The sequence below is a fragment of the Pseudomonas sp. Q12-87 genome (genome assembly GCF_001269755.1).
GTDB classification, from domain to species: domain Bacteria; phylum Pseudomonadota; class Gammaproteobacteria; order Pseudomonadales; family Pseudomonadaceae; genus Aquipseudomonas; species Aquipseudomonas fluorescens_S.
In genome coordinates, this window is the sequence record NZ_LHVI01000020.1 from 171,445 (window position 1) to 191,353 (window position 19,909).

At 62.0% G+C, this 19,909-nt stretch carries 16 protein-coding genes; 13 read left to right on the forward strand and 3 right to left on the reverse strand.

Annotated elements, in window-relative coordinates:
• Positions 1-6: 6 nt before the first annotated feature.
• Positions 7-912 carry a LysR family transcriptional regulator gene (locus AD663_RS14420; protein WP_053213991.1) on the reverse strand — a complete coding sequence of 302 codons (906 nt, stop codon included), beginning with the start codon at positions 910-912 and terminating at the stop codon, positions 7-9.
• Positions 913-1,152: 240 nt separating this feature from the next.
• Between AD663_RS14420 and AD663_RS14425 the strand changes: the two genes are divergently transcribed.
• The 12 genes from AD663_RS14425 to AD663_RS14480 all read left to right on the forward strand — a co-directional run bounded on the left by AD663_RS14425 (position 1,153) and on the right by AD663_RS14480 (position 17,352).
• Entirely contained in the window at positions 1,153-1,761 is a 609-nt protein-coding gene (locus tag AD663_RS14425; RefSeq protein WP_053213992.1) for a cysteine dioxygenase, read from the forward strand.
• Complete coding sequence (locus AD663_RS14430; RefSeq protein ID WP_053213993.1) at positions 1,758-3,341, forward strand: rhodanese-related sulfurtransferase; 1,584 nt, start codon at positions 1,758-1,760, stop codon at positions 3,339-3,341. Before AD663_RS14425 ends, AD663_RS14430 begins: the two co-directional genes overlap by 4 nt.
• 95 nt (positions 3,342-3,436) lie before the next feature.
• The gene (locus AD663_RS14435; protein ID WP_053213994.1) at positions 3,437-4,390 is read left to right on the forward strand and encodes an ABC transporter substrate-binding protein; all 954 of its coding nucleotides are present in this window, start codon (positions 3,437-3,439) and stop codon (positions 4,388-4,390) included.
• A 12-nt stretch (positions 4,391-4,402) separates the two neighbouring features.
• The gene (locus tag AD663_RS14440; protein ID WP_053213995.1) at positions 4,403-5,752 is read left to right on the forward strand and encodes an LLM class flavin-dependent oxidoreductase; all 1,350 of its coding nucleotides are present in this window, start codon (positions 4,403-4,405) and stop codon (positions 5,750-5,752) included.
• A gap of 14 nt (positions 5,753-5,766) precedes the next feature.
• A complete protein-coding gene (locus AD663_RS14445) occupies positions 5,767-6,777 on the forward strand; it encodes an ABC transporter substrate-binding protein (protein WP_053214075.1) in 1,011 nt (336 codons plus the stop codon).
• A gap of 69 nt (positions 6,778-6,846) precedes the next feature.
• The gene (locus AD663_RS14450) at positions 6,847-8,034 is read left to right on the forward strand and encodes an acyl-CoA dehydrogenase family protein (RefSeq protein WP_053213996.1); all 1,188 of its coding nucleotides are present in this window, start codon (positions 6,847-6,849) and stop codon (positions 8,032-8,034) included.
• Positions 8,031-8,990: a D-isomer specific 2-hydroxyacid dehydrogenase family protein gene (locus AD663_RS14455; RefSeq protein WP_003182055.1), complete on the forward strand. Its 960-nt coding sequence runs from the start codon at positions 8,031-8,033 to the stop codon at positions 8,988-8,990. The genes AD663_RS14450 and AD663_RS14455 overlap by 4 nt, the downstream gene beginning before the upstream one ends.
• A gap of 468 nt (positions 8,991-9,458) precedes the next feature.
• Entirely contained in the window at positions 9,459-11,591 is a 2,133-nt protein-coding gene (locus AD663_RS14460) for a TonB-dependent receptor (RefSeq protein ID WP_003182058.1), read from the forward strand.
• A 33-nt stretch (positions 11,592-11,624) separates the two neighbouring features.
• Complete coding sequence (locus AD663_RS14465; protein ID WP_053213997.1) at positions 11,625-13,199, forward strand: FAD-dependent oxidoreductase; 1,575 nt, start codon at positions 11,625-11,627, stop codon at positions 13,197-13,199.
• Between the two features lie 25 nt (positions 13,200-13,224).
• Complete coding sequence (locus AD663_RS14470) at positions 13,225-13,722, forward strand: RidA family protein (RefSeq protein WP_053213998.1); 498 nt, start codon at positions 13,225-13,227, stop codon at positions 13,720-13,722.
• 36 nt (positions 13,723-13,758) lie between these two features.
• Positions 13,759-16,263, forward strand: a complete 2,505-nt coding sequence (locus tag AD663_RS14475; RefSeq protein ID WP_053213999.1) for a TonB-dependent siderophore receptor — start codon at positions 13,759-13,761, stop codon at positions 16,261-16,263.
• A gap of 111 nt (positions 16,264-16,374) precedes the next feature.
• A complete protein-coding gene (locus tag AD663_RS14480; RefSeq protein ID WP_053214000.1) occupies positions 16,375-17,352 on the forward strand; it encodes an aliphatic sulfonate ABC transporter substrate-binding protein in 978 nt (325 codons plus the stop codon).
• A gap of 60 nt (positions 17,353-17,412) precedes the next feature.
• Here AD663_RS14480 and AD663_RS14485 read toward each other — a convergent pair whose 3' ends face one another.
• On the reverse strand, positions 17,413-18,339 hold the full coding sequence (locus AD663_RS14485) for a transcriptional regulator GcvA (RefSeq protein ID WP_003182068.1): 927 nt from the start codon (positions 18,337-18,339) through the stop codon (positions 17,413-17,415).
• A 144-nt stretch (positions 18,340-18,483) separates the two neighbouring features.
• Here AD663_RS14485 and gstA point away from each other — a divergent pair, with 144 nt between their 5' ends.
• The gene (gene gstA, locus AD663_RS14490) at positions 18,484-19,089 is read left to right on the forward strand and encodes a glutathione transferase GstA (RefSeq protein ID WP_053214001.1); all 606 of its coding nucleotides are present in this window, start codon (positions 18,484-18,486) and stop codon (positions 19,087-19,089) included.
• Between the two features lie 14 nt (positions 19,090-19,103).
• Here the strand turns inward: gstA and AD663_RS14495 are convergent, their stop codons facing one another.
• Positions 19,104-19,886 carry an EAL domain-containing protein gene (locus AD663_RS14495; protein ID WP_053214002.1) on the reverse strand — a complete coding sequence of 261 codons (783 nt, stop codon included), beginning with the start codon at positions 19,884-19,886 and terminating at the stop codon, positions 19,104-19,106.
• Positions 19,887-19,909 lie beyond the last annotated feature (23 nt).

The window sequence follows — 19,909 nt, forward strand, 5'->3', positions numbered from 1 at the left end:
ACCAGCTCACGCAGCGTTTTTGACTTTCTGCAGCGATCCGGCCACCAATTTGCCGAAGGCGTCCACTGGACCTTGCAGGTTGCCCAAAAAGTGCGGATAGATCAGCCACAGATCCATCACCGGCTTGAAATCCTTCAGCGGCATGGCCGCCAATTGTTCGCGGTGGACGCTGCGCTCCAGCAGCGGACGCGGCACCAGGCCGAGGCCCAGGCCATCGGCGACCAGGCCCAGCTGCAATTCGGTGCCGAAGGTTTCCAGGTTGACCCGCAACGCCAGGCCCTGGTCCGACAAGGTCCGCTGCAACCCGGCACGGAAACCGCAGCCATCCGGATTGAGGATCCAGCCATTCTGGTAGACATCGGCCAGCTTGCAGGGACGCTTGGGCAATTGTGCACTGGCGCACACCACCACCAGTTCCATCTTGCCGATCGACTCGCCGACGATGTTGTCCGGAAAAATCTTGCCTGCGGGAAACAACGCCGCCGCTGCGTCCAGTTCGCCACGCTCGATCTTGCCAACCAACTGGCTGCCCCAGCCCGTGACAACCTGGGCACGCAACTCGGGATACTCCACGCGCAAATGCTTGAGCGCATCGAGCAGCACCACATCACCGATCGTTTGCGGGACGCCCAGGCGCAACAGGCCGGTCGGCGGCGCGTCGGTGGCAACCAGCTCGCGCAGGGCGTCCATCTCTCGCAAGATCAGGCGACACTGCTCGTAGACCCGCGTACCAATCAACGTGGGCTTGAGCGGCTTGGTGTTGCGGTCGAACAATTCCACGCCCAACGCTTGCTCGAAGTTCTGCACGCGCCGCGTGATGGCCGGTTGCGTCAGCTGCAGCGTTTCGGCGGCATGGCTGATGGACTGGCAACGAATCACTTCGACAAAGGCGTCAATATCGTCAATTTTCATTTGGCCCGCACATAGAGAACAGTCAATAAGATGTTTGAAAAGCATAACGCGCTGCGAAAAAGCATAGTGCCATTGCGCATGCCTGGATAGCCCGGCACACCGATCGATAACCTCTAACTCTATGCACAAGCGTTCTAAATTCCTTTCAGCTATAACCTAATCATAAAAAAATAGCATATTAAGAAAAATCATTATGCTTAAATCCTGAAAACAGATATTCACCCCAACGACGGAATCGCCATGACCCAGGCCCGACACCCGGAGAGACTCAGAGCATTTATCGGCGCCCTGGCGGAGTTGATCGACGGAAACCCTCGCGAAGGCGACCTGCTGCATCGTGGTGGCAAGCTGCTCGCTCAATTGGTCAGCCATGACGATTGGCTGCCCGAGGATTTCGCCCGACCAGACCCCGAACGCTATCAGCAATACCTGCTGCACGCCGACTCGCGGCAGCGTTTCAGCGTGGTCAGTTTTGTCTGGGGGCCGGGGCAACGTACGCCGATCCACGATCATCGGGTCTGGGGCTTGATCGGCATGTTGCGCGGCGCCGAACACTCCCAAGGCTTCGCCCGCCATCCCGACGGCACCCTGGCGCCTGAGGCCCCCCCCATACGGCTGGTGCCAGGCCAGGTCGAAGCAGTGTCTCCCAAGATCGGCGATATCCATCAGGTCAGCAATGCCTTCGATGACCGGGTTTCCATCAGCATCCATGTCTATGGCGCCAACATCGGCGCCGTCCGCCGGGCGGTGTACCAGCCCGACGGCAGCGAGAAACTGTTCATTTCCGGTTATTCCAACGCCTTCCTGCCCAATATCTGGGACCTGTCCAAAGAGAGCCAAGCCCTATGAGCACCGCACCTACCCGCTCTTACGCCGAGATTCGCCAGGCGTTGCTGAACCGTGAAGAACTGGCCCTTATCGACGTCCGTGAAGAGGCCCCTTTTGCCGAAGGGCATCCGCTGTTCGCCGCCAATATTTCGCTGTCCAAGCTCGAGCTGGAGGTGTATTCGCGCATCCCGAGGCGCGACACCCCGGTGACGGTCTATGACAACGGTGAAGGCCTGGCGGGCATCGCGGCGCAACGCTTGCAGGAACTGGGCTATAGCAATGCCAGTGTCCTCGAAGGCGGCCTTGAGGGTTGGCGCAAGGCCGGCGGCGAGTTGTTCATCGACGTCAATGTGCCAAGCAAGGCCTTTGGTGAGCTGGTGGAAAACCAGCGCCATACCCCGTCCCTGGCGGCGGAAGAAGTCCAGGCGTTGCTCGACGCCGAGGCCGACGTGGTGGTGCTCGACGCCCGGCGTTTCGACGAATACCAGACCATGAGCATTCCCGGTGGCATCAGCGTGCCTGGGGCGGAACTGGTGTTGCGTGCCCGCGAACTCGCCCCAGACCCGGCGACCCGCATCATCGTCAATTGCGCCGGGCGTACCCGCAGCATCATCGGCACCCAGTCGCTGATCAATGCGGGCATCGACAACCCGGTGGCGGCCCTGCGCAACGGCACCATTGGCTGGACCCTGGCCGGCCAGACCCTGGAGCACGGCCAGTCGCGCCGCTTTGCCGCCACCGACGAAGAACACCGAGACGTCGCCGCCCGCGATGCCCGCCGTGTCGCCGACAAGGCCCTGGTGGGGCGCGCCACCCTCGCCGACCTGCACCGTTGGCATCAGGAACCGACACGCAGCACCTACCTGTTCGATGTGCGTACCCCGGAAGAATTCGAAGCCGGCCACCTGCCTGCCTCGCGCTCCACTCCCGGAGGGCAACTGGTGCAGGAAACCGATCATTTCGCCAGCGTGCGTGGCGCGCGCCTGGTACTGATGGACGATGACGGCGTGCGCGCCAATATGTCCGCCTCCTGGCTCGCGCAACTGGGTTGGGAAGTGCATGTGCTGGATGACTTGCAGCCCGCACACTTCAGCGAACAGGGCACGTGGAAAGCGCCGGTGCCGGTACCGCCGCAAGCTGAGGAAATCAGCCCGGAAACCCTCGAACAGTGGCTGGCCGAAGGCGATACCGTGGTGCTGGATTTCACCGGCAGCGCCAATTACGTCAAGCGCCATATTCCCGGTGCGTGGTGGGTCCTGCGCGCTCAGTTGAGCGAGGCGTTGGCCAAGGTGCCGCCGGCCCAACGTTACGTGTTGACCTGCGGCAGCAGCCAATTGGCCCGGCTGGCGGTCCCCGAAGTCGAGGCACTGACCGGCAAGGACGTATTTCTCCTGCGCAACGGCACGGCCGCCTGGATCGCCACGCAACGACCACTGGAGCACGGCGAAACCCGCCTGGCCTCGCCGCGTATCGACCGTTATCGCCGACCTTACGAGGGCACCGACAGCCCACGGGAGGCCATGCAGGCCTACCTGGATTGGGAGTACGGACTGGTTGACCAGTTGGCCCGCGACGGCACCCATGGTTTTTTCGTGATCTGAACCCGACGGGGGTCGGTTGACCGGCCCCCGCCCACACCAGCCGACCCCTTCTCCAGGCGGAGGCGCTGAACGCAACACTCAGCCTGGAACCTCCGATGCGCCTGACCCTACCCCTACTGTTGATCGCCCTCGCCTTTGGCCCGGCCCACGCCGCCGACTTGCAGCCGCTGCGAGTTGCCAATCAGAAATCCACCATCAAGGCCTTGCTGGAGGTTTCCGGCGAGCTCGAGGATGTGCCCTACGACATACAGTTTTCCGAGTTCCCCGCCGCCGCGCCGTTGGGCGAGGCGCTGAATGCCGGCGCCGTGGATATCGGCGCCTTGGGCGATGCACCCTACGTGTTCGCCCTGGGCGCCGGCGCGTCGCTCAAGGTCGTCAGCATCATCCATGCTGAAGGACGCAACACCACGGCCATTCTGGTTCCCAAGGATTCGCCCATCAAGCAAGTCGCCGACCTCAAGGGCAAGCGTATCGTCACCACGCGCGGTTCCATCGGGCATTACCTGGCGATCAAGGCCCTGCGCAGCGCCGGCCTGAGCACCCAGGACGTGGAATTCGTCTTCCTGCTGCCCAGCGAATCCCGACTGGTGCTGGATAACGGCACCGCGGATGCCTGGTCCACCTGGGACCCCTTCACCACGGTCGTGACCGCCCAGAGCCAGGCGCGGGTGCTGGTCAGCGGCAGCAGCCTGCTGAGCAATCATCTTTACCTCGCCGCCACCAGCCAGGCCATCGCCGAAAAACGCCAGCAACTGGACGATTTTGTCGCCCGGGTCGACCGGGCCTTTCGCTGGAGCAACGAGCACCCCAACGAATACGCCGCCGCCCAGGCCCGGATCACCGGCCTGCCCCTGGCGGTTCACCTGAGCGTGGCCAATGCCACCCACATGCACCCCGTGGTGATTGACGACGCTGTCGTCAGCGGCCTCCAGGCGACCGCCGATATCTATCAGGAAGAAGGCTTGCTGACCCGCCGCATTGACGTCTCGCAAGGCTTCGACAAGAGCTTCAACACCCTGCGTGCCCCACTCGCCCAGGCCTCACGCTAAAGGAGCAGAACCATGAGCAAACAACGCCAACTGAAACTCGGTGCAATGGTCCACGGCGTCGGCCACGGCTGGGGCGAATGGCGCCATCCGCAGGCGCTGCCCAATGCCAGCACCCACTTCGGTTTCTACAAGCAACAGACGCAACTGGCCGAAGGCGCCAAGTTCGATTTCGTGTTCATCGCCGACAGCCTGCACATTCATGAAAAATCCAGTCCGCATTACCTCAACCGCTTCGAGCCGCTGACCGTTCTCTCGGCGTTGGCGGTAGTGACGTCGAACATCGGCCTGGTGGCGACGGTGACGGTCAGCTACACCGAGCCCTACCAAGTGGCGCGCCAGTTCGCTTCGCTGGACCATATCAGCGGTGGGCGAGCCGGTTGGAACGTGGTGACGTCGTGGCTCAGCGGCACCGCTGACAACTTCGGCAAGACCGAGCACCCGCCGCACGCCGTGCGCTATCGGATCGCCAAGGAACACGTGGAGGTGGTCAAGGGCTTGTGGGATTCCTGGGAAGACGACGCCTTCGCCTACGATAAGCAGACGGGTGAATTCTTCACCCCCGGCAAACTGCATGCCCTGGAGCACAAGGGCGAATTCTTCTCGGTGAAAGGCCCCCTTAACATCGCCCGCTCCCGCCAGGGCCAGCCGGTGATTTTCCAGGCCGGCACATCCGAGGACGGGCGCAACTTCGCCGCCGGGAATGCCGACGCCATTTTCGTCGGCGCCGAGGGCTTCGACGAAGCGCGCGCCTATTACCAGGACCTGAAAAAACGCGCCCAGGGCTTCGGGCGCGATCCTCAGGCGCTGTCGATCCTGCCCGGCATCCGCCCGATCGTCGGGCGCGATGAAGCGCAAGTCGAAGACCGCTACCAACAAGCGGTGGCACTGGTGAGCATCGAAGATGCCATCGTCGCCCTTGGCCGCCCCTTCAATGACCATGATTTCAGCCAATATCCGCTGGATGCGCCCTTCCCTGAACTGGGCGACCTGGGCGCCAACAGCCAGAAAGGCGGCTCGGACCGGATCAAGCAATTGGCCCGGGACGAAGGCCTGACCTTGCGCGAAGTCGCCCTGCGTTTCTCCCAGCCACGGCGAGACTTTGTCGGCACTCCCGAACAGGTGGCCGACGCCATTGAAGCCTGGTTCGAGAACGGCGCGGCCGATGGTTTCATCATCAACTCGCTACTGCCGGACGGCCTGCAATATTTCACCGAACTCGTGGTGCCTGTCCTGCAGCAGCGCGGATTGTTTCGCCGCGAATACAACGGCGATACGTTGCGCGACAACCTTGGCCTGCCAGTGCCCGCCAACCGTTACGCACAGTCCCGGGCCAGCGAACCGACCCGCGAGGCCGTGGCATGAGCGAGCGCCCGACCATGATCAAAAACCTTACGGCAGGGCCGTTCAATCGTCGCGATTTCCTTACGGCCAGTTCCATCGCCCTGGGCGCGTTGGGGCTGTCTGCCCTGGGGCTCTCCCCACGTGCCTTCGCCCAAGGCAAAGGCCTTTCTGAGCTGACGCTGGGTGTCGCAACCTACCGGGGCCAGGACTCTTATTTCGTCGACGAGGCCGGCACCGGCAATACTCCCTACAAAGTCGAATACGCCGAGTTCGCGGGCGGCAACCTGATCGTCGAAGCACTGGCCTCGGGCGGCCTGGACGTGGGCGGCATGAGCGAAATACCGCCGATCTTTTCCATCCAGAGCCACCGTCAGCCGCGCCTGATCGCAGTGCTACATGGTGATGTGAACAACCAGGTGATTCTGATTCCCAAGGATTCCGCCCTCGAATCGATCGGGCAACTGCGCGGCAAGCGCGTCGGCTATGTGCGCTCCACCACGTCCCACTACTTTCTGATCAAGGCCTTGAAGGAACAAGGCCTGACCATGAACGACATCACGGCGGTGGCGCTCACCCCCCAGGATGGCTTCACCGCCTTCCAGAGCAGCCAGCTCGATGCGTGGGTGATCTACGGCGTATTCATCCAGTTGGCGAAGTTCCGCAGCGGCGCCCGGGTATTGAAAACCGCCCTGGGCTACCTCTCGGGCAACTACCTGATCGCCGCCAGGCCTGCCGCCCTGGAAGACCCACTGCGCAAGCAGGCGATCCAGGACTATATCCAGCGGCAGGCGCGCACCCTGGAATGGATCAACAACAACCCCGAACCCTGGGCTGCCAAGTCGGCGCAGTTGCTGGGCGTGGATAAAGCCGTGTTCCTGGACATGTACAACAACCGCAGCCAGCCGTGGAAAGTCGTCGAAGTCAGCGACCAGGCCATCGCCTCGCAACAGGAGGTCGCCGACCTGTTCTTCAACGCCGGCGTGCTGAGCGAACGCCTCGACGTGAGTCCGCTGTGGGACCGCAATTTCCGCCTGTTGCCGATATGAGCCCTGCCTCTGATGCCTCACCCCAAGGGCCGCATCTGGTTCTCACCCTTTTGATCGAGTGAACGCACCATGAGTCTTCCTTCTCCACGTCCACCCTCGCTGCAATCGGTTGATGCAGCCGGTTTCGACACGTTGCTCGAACGCTTAAGCCAGCAACTGGCTGCTACGGCGCACATCTATGACGAGACCGGCGCCTTTCCCCAGGACAATTTCAGACTGCTGCATAAGCATGACCTGCTGGCCCTGACGGTGCCCAAGGCATTGGGCGGTGGCGGCGCGAGCCTGGTGCAGGCGCGCAAGGTGATCAGTGCGGTCGCCAAGGGCGAGCCTTCCACTGCATTGATTCTGGTGATGCAGTACCTTCAGCATTCGCGCCTGCAGGATAATCGGAACTGGCCCGAGGCATTGCGCTTGCGCGTGGCCCAGGATGCCGTGCGCGAAGGCGCGCTGATCAATGCCCTGCGTGTCGAGCCCGACCTGGGCACTCCGGCCCGTGGCGGGCTGCCGGCGACCATCGCCAGGCGCACCTCCGAAGGCTGGCGCATCAGCGGGCGCAAGATTTACTCCACCGGCAGCCACGGCCTGACCTGGTTCAGCGTCTGGGCACGCAGCACCGACGAAGATCCGTTGGTGGGGGCTTGGCTGGTCCACAAGGACACACCCGGAATCAGCATCATCGACGACTGGGATCACCTGGGCATGCGCGCCACTTGCAGCCACGAAGTACTGTTCGACAACGTGCTGGTGCCACTGGATCACGCCGTCAGCGTCAGCCGCTGGAGCGCGCCGCAACCCGAGCTGGACGGCGACGGCTTCCTGTGGATGTCGGTGTTGCTCTCGGCGGTCTACGACGGCGTCGCCCAGGCTGCGCGGGATTGGTTCGTGGAATGGCTGGAACAGCGCAAACCGTCCAACCTCGGTGCTGCGTTGTCGACCCTGCCACGTTTCCAGGAAATCCTCGGGCACATCGACACCTTGCTGTTCGCCAATCGCAGCCTGCTGGATGCCGCCGCTGAAGGGCGAACCCCGGCCGCCCATGCCGCGCAACTGAAATATCTGGTGACCGGTAACGCCATCCGCGCTGTCGAGCTGGCCATCGAAGCGTCGGGCAACCCCGGCCTGTCGCGACACAATCCGCTGCAGCGGCATTACCGCGACGTGCTGTGCAGTCGCGTCCACACCCCGCAAAACGACGCCGTGCTGCAAGGCGTCGGCAAAGCGGTGTTTGCCCAACGCCAGAAAAAGGACCTTGCATGAGCACGCTCGTGATTGCCAGCCAGTTGGATAAAGACTTCAACGATGTGATCCGCCAACGCCTCGAACAGACGCACCCGGGCGCGCAAGTCCTCGATGTACCGGCCGGCGTGCCCAGCGACCTGCCGGCCGAAGTCAGTGTCTTGCTGGCCCGCCCTATCAACGTGCGAGGCTACCTGGCTCCGGACACACCGCCGCCGGGCTGGCCGTACGCACTGAAATGGATTCAAGTGGTGTCTTCGGGCATCGACTTCTACCCCGGATGGCTGTTCAACGGCCCGCCGGTGAGCACCTCCCGGGGCAGCGCCGCCGACAACATCGCCGAATTCGCCCTGGCGTCGATCTTCGCGGCAGCCAAACGCCTGCCGGATATCTGGGTGCATGATTCGCAATGGCAATTCAGCGCCCTGACGCCACTCAAGGGCAGTACCCTGGGCATTCTTGGTTTTGGTGCGATTGGCCGCAGCCTGGCGACCAAGGCCCACGCCCTGGGCATCAACGTGTTGGCGTTGCGGCAAAGCCAGACGCCGTTCGAGGTAGAGGGCGTCGAGGCCGCGCAGGACATCCATCAGTTGTTTTGCCGATCCGATCACCTGGTGCTGGCCGCGCCCCTGACTGACGCAACCCGGCATATCGTCAACCGCCCGGTGCTCGCCAGTGCCAAGCCGGGTTTGCACCTGATCAACATCGCGCGTGGCGGCCTGCTGGACCACGGGGCCTTGCTCGACGCCCTGGACGAAGGCACCCTCGGCCTGGCCTCACTGGACGTCACCGATCCCGAACCGCTGCCCGACGGCCATCCGCTCTACTCCCACCCCCGGGTGCGCCTGTCGCCCCACACTTCGGCGATTTCCAGCAATAGCCGTCATGAAATAGCCGACAGTTTCCTGGCCAATCTTGAGCGCTTCCTGAATGGGCTGGCGCCGGAGAACCTGGCCAACGTGCGGCGCGGCTACTGAAAACCGCATGCTCCCAGAGGTATCTGGCGGGCATGGAATTTCTTGAAACCACCCCAAACAACTGTGCGAGCTTGCTCGCGATGGCGGTGTGTCAGTCATATGGACGTTGACTGTGAATCCGCTATCGCGAGCAGGCTCGCTCCCACAGGGTTGTGCACTGCGAATATCAGCTTTCCGCATTTAACATCAATATTTAATGTCTATTTTTTATAATTAACTTATAACAAATCGGACTTTTACAACGATCTATTATACAAATACTGTTACAACCATCACCGACCCCTGACCAGGTGGAGGCTCTCGGAACGCTATGTTTTTCCGGCCGACACCACCCCACGGTCACCTGCACACCCAAACCTGAAACCGGCCCGAGCCACCGCCGCCATGGCATTCACCGCCATGACTACGGCAACGCTTTGCCCAAAAAAAGACAACACCCACGCAGCATCTACATACCCGGGGCTCACCATGCATGACACCTTCACATCAAACCGCTTGGCATTGGCCGTATCGCTGGCCCTGTTCGGGCTGTCGGCTCACGCCGAAGAAAACACCAAGGATGGTGCCCTGCCCGTTGTCACCGTCACCGCCGAACACCGCAGCGAGGACTTGCAGAAAGCCCCGCTGGCGATTTCCGCGTTCGATGAAAACGCCCTTGAAGACAAGCAGATCAAGAGCATCCGCGACCTTTCAGGGCAGGTACCGAACCTGACCCTCAGTCGCCAGTCGATCTCTTACAGCGCCCAGACCTACGGCATTCGTGGCATCGGCGAGACCGATCCAATCCAGGAAGCCGCCGTCGCGGTCTATGCCGATGACTTGTACATCCCCCGGGCGATTTCCTCGATGCTCGACTTCAACGATGTCGAGCGCGTCGAGGTCCTGCGCGGCCCCCAGGGCACGCTTTACGGGCGCAACAGCAGCGCCGGCGCGATCCGCGTGATCACCCGTGATCCGACCCAGGAAACCCGCGGGTTCTTCGAACTCGGCGCCGGCAACTACAACGCACAGAACGGCCGGCTATTGATCAGCGGCCCGTTGGTGGACAACGCCCTGTTCGGCAGCTTTTCGGCGATTCGCCTGACCCGCGACGGCACCGTCTCCAACCCCACCCGCGGCGAGGACGTGAATAATGTCGACCTGCAGTCCTACCGCGGCAAGTTGCGTTTCAACCCCATCGACTCGCCCTGGGATGTGCAACTGACGCTGGCCGGCACCTTCGACCGTGGCGACACCACCAGCTATACCCCCTTCGACGCCGACGGCCACTTCGACAAGTTCAAGAGCTACAGCAGCCTCAACCCGAAGAACCGCCTCGACCAGGGCAGCTCGGTGCTGCGGGCGATCTACACCCTCGATGATCATCTGAGTTTCAAATCGGTAACGGCCTATTCGGCCTTCAACCAGCCGGTGGACTATGACAATTCCGGACAGGCGGCCCTTATCCAGAACAGCCTGATCACCTACAAGCAGGACTATGCCACCCAGGAATTCCAGCTCAACGGCGACTATGACGATTTCAGTTTCAGCACTGGCCTGTACCTGTACCGGGAAAAATTCGACGCCGAGCGCGACAGCCTGACCTATTCGGTTGCGCGCAATCGGGTGATCGGCCAGGGTCAATACAGCACGACCAATACCGAGAGCTACGCGTTGTATGGCCAGGGGAGTTACAAGGTCACGCAGCAACTGTCACTGATCGCCGGCCTGCGGTTCACTCGCGAACACAAGAACTTCGACTACACCAATTACGTGGTCAACACCGACCGGCAGATCACCGGCACCAACTTCAGCGCCGATTCAAGCAAGTCCTGGCAATCCACCAGCCCGAAACTCGGCTTCGAATACGCCTGGACACCGCACCTCAACCAGTACGCCTACGTCGCCAAAGGCTTCAAGGCCGGTGGGTACGACAACCGCGCGCCGACCCAGGCCGCCGCCGAGCAGGCGTTTTCTCCGGAAGACGTCACCACCTGGGAAACCGGGTTCAAGGGCGACTTCTTCGACCGTCGCCTGCGTGCCAACCTCGCGCTGTTCTACAACGACTACAAGGACCTGCAAACCAACGCTTACGACCCAGCGCTGGGCGTCAGCCTGCGGACCAACGTCGGCCAGGCCCACACCTACGGCGTCGAGCTGGAAACCCTCACGGCGTTGACCCACGACCTGCAACTGACGTTCAACCTCGGCTACCTGCAAAGCCAGTACGACGATTTCGAAAACGCCAGCGGCGCCGGGGTCGATGCCAACGGCAAGCAGCTGGTGTACTCGCCGCGCTGGAACACCAGTGTTGGCCTCAACTACACCATCCCGGCCGGTTTGCCCGGCACGTGGCTGGCGGGCACCGACGCGCAGTTCCAGACCAAGTCCTACGCCAATGCGTTGAACGATGACGTCCAGGAAATTCCCCAGCAGACGTTCTGGAACGCCAACACCCGCTACATCTCCGGTGACGGTCATTGGACCACCACGCTGTCGGTGAAAAACCTGCTCGACCGCGCCTACCCGCAAGCAGTCGGCTATGTACCCGCAAGCGGTGCCCGCTACTACTCCGTCAACGATCCGCGAACCCTGTTGTTGTCGGTGCGCTACGACCTCTGACCCCTGATCGGCAAGCATGCCAAGGAGCACTTCATGGCTTTCACTCGCAGGCAAATGATTTCCCGTATTGCCGCCGTCGGCGGCTATAGCGCCGCTGTTGGCGCACTCGATGCGCTGGGGCTCACGCCTCAGGCCGTGGCCGCCACCTTCAGCCCGTTGCAGTTGGGCAGCAGTGGCAAAGGCAAGCATGTGGTGGTGGTCGGCGCCGGTATTTCCGGGCTGGTCAGTGCCTATGAACTGCGCAAGGCCGGCTTCACCGTGACGGTCCTCGAAGCCCGCGAGCGGGTCGGCGGGCGCAACTGGACCCTGCGACGCGGGACACAGGTCCAGTTCGACGACGGCATCAGCCAGACCGTGGATTTCGATGACGGGCAGTTCTTCAATGCCGGCCCCGCGCGCATTCCCAGCCACCACCAGACAATCCTCGGCTATTGCCGCGAACTGGGCGTCGAGCTGCAAGTGCTGGTTAACAGCAGTCGCAACGCGTTGGCCTTGCCGGACGCTCGCCAGCCGGCATTCCAGTTGCGCCAGGCAGTCAACGACACCCGCGGGCAACTGTCCGAGCTGCTGGCGCGCACCGTCAGCCGCAAGGCCCTGGACCAGGATCTGAGCGTCGATGATCGCCAGGCGTTGCTGAATTTCCTCAAGGTCTACGGCGACCTCAACACGGATTTTAAATACAAGGGCTCGGTGCGCTCGGGGTATACGCGCATTCCTGGCGCGGGCGACCAAACCGGCGTCACGCGCACGCCGCTGGAGTTGCAGACGTTGCTCAATCCCAAGCTCTGGGGCGCACTGGTGTTCGATGAAATCCCCGAGTTTTCCTCGACCATGTTCCAACCGGTGGGCGGCATGGACCGGATTCCCCACGCGTTCTACGAACACCTCAAGGACTCGGTGCGGTTGCAGGCCGAAGTCAGCGATATCCAGACCTCCGAGCAAGGCAGCCGCATCACCTACCGGGACCGCCAGACCGGCAAGACCCAGACCCTGAGCGCCGACTACGCCATCGTCACCGTGCCCCTGCCGCTGTTGGCCAAGGTACCGAGCAACTTCAGCGCGTCCTTCAAGCAAGCGATCCTCAGCGCGCAAAGCGATCAGGCGAACAAAGTGGCCTGGCAGTCGCCGCGCTTCTGGGAAACCGACTTCAACATCTTCGGCGGGCTGTCCTACCTGGACCATGAAGTCAAAGGCCTCTGGTACCCCAGCGACCGACTGAACAGCGCCCAAGGCATTCTCGTAGCCGCCTATAACACCAGCGACGCCGCGCAGTCCTTCAGCCAGAAATCCTTGGCCGAGCAGTTTGCTTCGTCGCGCCAAGCCGTCGAGCTGCTACACCCCGGCCACAGCGCCAAGCTGCAGAAACCGGTGGCCATCAACTGGTCCAAAGTGCCCTACAGCAAAGGCCCCTGGATCGTTAACGATGAAGTGGGCGAGCAGGCCTACCAGATCCTCAACCAACCCCAAGGCCGCACCTATCTGGCCAGCGATGCCCTCGCCCATGGTGGCGTCGGCATCTGGCAAAACACCGCCGCCGACTCGGCGCGGCGGATTGTCTCGTTGATCGGCAGGCATGCCGAGCGCCAGCAACCGGGTGTTGCTGCCTGACTTGTTTCCCATAAAGGACTTATCGATGAAACCACTGACGCTGCTCACAGGATTGCTCATGACCGCCACCGTTTCCGCCAGCCACGCCGACGAGATCAAGCGCATCGCGTTGCCCAATTCCAACTTCCCGATTTCCCTGGCCGTGTCGGTGCCGGCCCAGACGGACCTGCTGTTCGTCAGCGGGCTGCTCGCCGACCTGCATGACCCGAAAGCGCCGAAGGACTCGTTTGCCGCTTATGGCGATACCGCGACCCAGACCACCTCGATCCTCAACAAGCTCAAGGGTGTGCTGCAAAGCCAGGGGCTGGGCCTGGGGGATGTGGTGCAGTTGCGAGTGTTCCTGGTGGGCGATCCGGCCAAGGGCGGCAAGCTTGATTTCGCCGGACTGCAGGAAGGCTACACGCCGTTTTTCGGCAGCGCCGAACAGCCGAACAAACCGGCGCGCACCGCCGTGCAAGTCGTCGCGCTGCCGCTGCCCGGCGGCCTGGTGGAAATCGAAGCCGTCGCCGCTCGCAAGAAGTGACACGGGTCCCAACCGATCTTCAGGAGCATCCCTCCCATGTCCAACTGCCTTAATGACCCACGTACCGGGCGCCTCGGCGTGCCCGCCTATCGCCCGCTGCTGCTACCGTTGTCGATCGCCTGTGGCCTCGCCTCGTTCAATCTCGAGGCCGCCGAGAGCGGAGCGCCTACCCTGGGAACAGTGGTGGTCACCGGCAACCGTGGCACGGTCGAGCGCACCGTGACCAGCAGCCCGACCCCCATCGACGTAGTCACCGGCGAGCAACTGCGCGCAGTGGGCAAGCCAAGCCTGCTGGAGGCGCTGAGCAAGTTCATCCCCTCTTTCAACCTGCCCGACCGAGCCGGCTGGGATGCCAGCGGCGTGGTGCGCTCGGCCACCCTGCGTGGGCTGACCGCATCCCATGTGCTGGTGCTGGTCAACGGCAAGCGCCGGCACACCAGCGCCACGCTGAACATCAATGGCATCAACAGCGGCGCTGCGCCCAGCGACCTCGACCTGATCCCGGTGGCGTCCGTCGATCATATCGAGGTATTGCGCGACGGCGCGGCGGCGCAGTACGGCTCAGATGCCATCTCAGGGGTGATCAACATCATCCTCAAGCAGACCACCGGCGGCAGTTCCGACACCACCCTTGGCCAGGGCTACGACGGCAAGCGCGGCACCGCGCAGCAAGCGCTCAACTATGGCTTTGAAGTGGGCGAAGCGGGCGTGCTGAATGTCTCGTTCGACACCCGCTACCAGGAGCGCGACAACAAGGCCGGCAGCAACGGCTACAGCGCCCATTACTATCCCCAGGCCGACGGGTCGCCCGACCCGCGCGAGGCCGATGCCAGCCACCACACCTACAAGGGCTACGGACTGCCCCGCAGCCAGCTGGCCGATGTCGGCTACAACCTCGACCTACCGTTGAACGACGCCGTGACGCTCTATTCGTTCTCCACCCTGGCGACGCGGGAAAACAACGACGGCCAGAATTTCCGCCTGCCCAGCGGCCGTAACACCATTACCACCGGCCCCAACGGTTATCCCGATGGCTACAGCCCCTATTGGCTGGTCAACGAAACCGACTTCCAATCCGTCTTCGGCGCCAAGGGCGAGGACTTCGGCGGCTGGGCATGGGACCTGAGCAGCACCTACGGGCGTAACTACGCCAAGCAACGCACCTACAACAACCAGAACCCGTCGTTGGGGGAAAACACGCCGAACAAGTTCACCTCGGGCATCTATATCGCCGATCAGTTGACCAGCAACCTGGACCTGAAGAACAGCTACGAGATCGGCCTGGCAAAACCACTGGATGTCGCCCTTGGCCTGGAGCATCGCCGGGAAAGCTACGAGACCCGTGCCGGCTCCGAGGCCTCCTACATCGATGGCGGCTATGTGTTCCCGGCCGGCCATCCACGTGCCGGGGAACGCCCCGACCCCGGCGCCCAGGTCACTAACGGCATTACCCCTGAAGACGCGCAGAAAGTCAGCCGCAACAGTGTCGCCAGCTACATCGACCTGGGCTTCTACCCCATCGAGCAGTGGTACCTCGGGCTGGCCGCGCGATACGAGCATTACAACGAAGGCGTCGGCGGCACCCGCAGCGGCAAGCTCAGCACGCGTTATGAATTCAACCCGGTGTTCGCGGTGCGCGGCACCATCAGCAACGGCTTTCGCGCGCCCTCGCTGGCCAACCAGATCTTTACCGCCCGCTCGACCGGGTTCGACACCATCAACGGCGTCTACCAGCCCTACAACTATGTGATCCTGCCGGTGGATTCAGCCGGTGCCCAGGCACTCGGCGCCGAATCGTTGAAACCCGAGCGCTCTACCAATTTCAGCCTCGGCTTCGCCGTGACGCCCAGCGAAGACGTGAGCCTGACCGTGGACGGCTACGTGATCAACCTGCGCGACCGCCTGGCGCTCAGCGAACGCTTCCAGGGCCCGGGCGTCGCCGCCCTGCTCGACAGCATCGGCGTGCCGGCCACGGCCGGTGCCCAGTACTTCACTAATGGCGCCAATACCCGGACGTCCGGGGTCGATGTGGTCGGCAACTATCGGCAAAACCTGGAGCGTTACGGATCGGTGAGATGGACCGCCGCACTGAACTACAACCACACGAAAATCCTCAGCGTCAACGACACGCCCTCGCAACTGACCGCCCTGGGCAGCGGCTACCAGTTGCTCGGACGTCAATCGCAGGCGTTGATCACCAAGACGTCCCCCAGCAGCAAGATGATCTTCGCCGCCGACTGGGCCGTCGACGATTTCGACGTCAACCTGCGCCTGACCCGCTATGGCACCTACACCGAAGTCAACAGCTCAAGTGACTCAAGCCTGGATCGCGACTATTCCGCCAAATGGATCACCGACCTGGACGTGGCCTATGCGATCAACAAGCAACTGACGGTCGCCCTGGGCGCGCAGAACCTGTTCGACAAATACCCCGACCACATCGGTGTCAGCAATTCATCGTTCGGCGATAACTGGGGCAGTTATTCGCCCTTCGGCTTCACCGGCGGGTATTACTACACGCGCCTGCAATATGCGTTTTGATGGAGGCAAAGCCGCCTAAGCTAATGCATAAAAAGTATTTATAAATTGGTTTTTATAACCATAGGATTCAGTGGCGCTTCACCCATTCCTTAGTCAAATGTCGAGCATGCCATGTCAAGACTCATCAACCATCCCGGGGCGATATTGCGTCGCCCCGCCCTGGCCGGCGTGATCGTTGCGCTGGTCTTGTCGTCCCTGGTTCTCCCGGCCCAGGCGCGGGAAACCCTGCGCATCGGTTACCAGAAATCATCGACCCTGATCACCTTGCTCAAGACCCAAGGCAAGCTGGAAGCAGCCCTCGCCAAGGCAGATATCGACGTGAGCTGGCACGAGTTCGCCAGCGGCTTGCCGTTGCTGGAAGCCTTGAACGTTGGCAACGTCGATGTCAGCGCCGACGTGGCGGATACAGTGCCGATTTTTGCCCAGGCCGCTCAGGCCAGGCTCACCTACTTCGCCCAGGAAGCGCCCTCGCCTTCCGCCCAGGCCATCGTCGTGCGCAAGGATTCACCGCTACAGCAACTGGCGGATTTGAAAGGCAAGAAAGTCGCGGTCACCAAGGCGGCGGGCGCCCACTATTTGCTGATCGCCGCGCTGAACAAGGCCGGCCTGAAGTTTTCCGACATCGAGCCCGCCTACCTGTCCCCTGCCGATGGCCGGGCCGCCTTCGAGAACGGCAAAGTCGACGCCTGGGTCACCTGGGAGCCCTTCCTCAGTGGCGTGCAGCGTCAATTGCCGACGCGCACCCTGGCCGACGGTAGCGGCTTGGCCAGCTACAAGCGTTATTACCTGACCAGCACACGCTACGCCAAGGCACACCCCGAGGTTCTCAAACTGGTTTACGAGCAACTGCAGGAGGCCGGCAACTGGGCAAAAAAACACCCGCGCGATGCGGCCCAAGTCCTAGGCCCGCTGTGGGGTAATCTCGATGTGGAAACAGTCGAAGCGGCCAACACCCATCGCAGCTACCAGGTCCAACCGGTGAAGGCCGATCAGCTTGGCGAACAACAGAAAATTGCCGACGCGTTCTTCACCGCCGGGCTGTTGCCCAACGCGGTGGATGCCCACGACGTGGAGGTCTGGAAGCCGTAAGGGCCAAAGGTGCGGTTTTTCTGCGGCGGACCATCAGGCGAAGGTCATGCAAAGCTGCTGCTATCGGAGAAATGCATCGACCTTCGGCGTGTCCGGTTGACCGGCCAAATCCATCAGCCAGGTCCTGAACGCCAGCACTTTCCTGGTGTTCGCCAGTTCATGGGGCGTCACCAGATAGAACCCGAGATCCGACTTCAGCCTCAGATCAAAGGGCACAACCAACCGCCCCGCCTTCAGGTCGTCATCGACGTAGGTCGAGCGGCCGATGCAGACACCCAGGCCGTCGACCGCAGCCTGGACCGCCATCATGGCCAGGTCGAAGGTCAGCCGCGAGCCTTCGGCCTGTTTTTTCGGCTGGCCGGCGGCAGTCAACCAAAGGTTCCAATCGTCATGGGTCATCCCGCTGACCTGCAGCAACGTGTGATGGGCCAGATCGGACGGATCCTTGAGGGCGTTGGGACCTTTCAACAATTCAGGACTGCACACCGGGAAAACCTCATCGGACATCAGCCAGTCCGAGCGCAGCCCATGCCAGTCACCGGTGCCGTAGCGAATAGCCGCGTCAATCCCGCCCTTGCGAAAGTCGACCATCTCAGTGGAAGCCGTAATACGCACATCAATATCCGCAAACGCTTGCTGGAAGGATGCCAATCGAGGCAACAGCCATTTGGAGGCAAACGAAACCAGCGTACTGATCGTCAAGACATGGTGACTGTCGGTTTCCAGCAACTGCCCGGTGGCGTACCGCAACGCCTGGAATGCCGAGCGAACGTCAGGAAAATACGCCTGGCCTTCACGGGTCAAGGCCAGCCCATCCTTGAGCCGCAGGAACAAGCGCACCCCCAGCTCATCTTCCAACCGGCGAATCTGATGGCTGACGGCCGTCTGGGTGACATTCAGCTCCAGCGCGGCCTGGGTAAAACTCATGTGCCGAGCGGCTGATTCGAACGCTTTCAGGCCATTGAGGGAAGGGAGTCGGGTGGCCATTGGGATCAGGGTGCTCATGAGATTTTGTCATAAGCTAGCACCACAGATGTCCTTTGAAAATGCTACCGCGCTCGCGGATTCTAACGGCACGTACCGGGGCGCTGCCCTGCCTCGGTGAACGTCCATGCGTACCTGAGGACAACCATGAAACTGTATTTCGCTCCGCAGACCTGTTCACTGTCCCCGCACATCGTGCTGCGTGAATTGAACTTGCCGTTCGAATTGATCCGGGTCGACAACAAGACCAAGCGAACCGCCAACGGCGTGGATTTCCTGACCATCAACCCCAAGGGCTACGTGGCGGCCCTGATGTTGGATAACGGCAACGTGCTGACCGAGGGGCCTGCCATCGTCCAGTATCTGGCCGACCTTGTACCGGGCAATGCGCTCGCACCGGCCAACGGCACCTGGGAACGGGCCCGCCTGCAAGAATGGTTGAATTTCATCAGCTCGGAGATTCACAGCGGCAGTGCCCCGTTGTTCAACGCTGACATTGCCCAAGGGACCAAAGCCATCTTGCGCGAGAAGCTGTTCAAACGCCTGGATTACCTCAGCCAGTCCCTGGAGCAGCAGGACTACTTGATGGGCAGCTTCGGCCTGGCCGACTGCTACTTGTTCACCGTTCTTGGCTGGTTGCCGTCATTGCATATCGAGATCGAGGATTGGCCGATACTCGCGTCGTTCATGGCACGTATTCGCGCACGTCCGAGCGTGGGGGTTGCCATGGCTGCGGAAGCGGCGGCGTCATAGCCGGCGGCTACGCGCTACTTCAAGTCAAAACTGTACGTAGGAAGGTGGCCCACCTGCGGCCGCGCGTACAAGAACCCCTGCATCAATTCGACGCCCAGGTCCAAAAGCGCCGCGCTTTCTTCCTGGGTCTCGATACCTTCGGCGATGACCACGATCCCCAGGCGCCTCGCAACCAGGATGATGCCCTCGACGATCGCTTGCTTGACGGGGTCTTGATCGAGGTTGCGGGTAAGCGCCATGTCGATCTTCAACACTTGGGGCTGGAACAGGGCCAGCAAGTTGAGGCCCGAATAGCCGGAACCGAAATCATCGATGGCGGTGGTGAAGCCCTGGCGCTCGTACTCCACGAAAATCGACTTGAGGTGGTCGGGATGGTCCAGTTTCTCGCCCTCGGTGACTTCGAACATCAGCCGGTCGGGTGGAAAGCTGGCCAGGCGAGCGGCTTCCAGCGTGGCGCGAATGCAGGTCTCGGCCCGGTACACGGCGTTCGGCAGGAAATTGATACTCAACAGGCAGCCCGGAATGTCCAGGATGCCCAGCCTGGCGGCTTCTTCGATGGCCTTTACCCGACACGCCTGGTCGAACCGATAGCGGTTGCCGTCATTCACCAGCCCCAGGATATAACCGGCCGACTCCCCATTCACGCCGCGCACCAAGGCCTCATAAGCAAACGTTGCGCCGGTACGGACATTGAAAATGGGCTGGAACGCCATGGTGAAGTCAAACCCGAGTGCGTCATGGTCACGACATTCAGCGCAGCCAAGGGATTTGAACGTGGGGGGTAAACGGTCGGTCATGATCAATATTCCATTACTGTGGC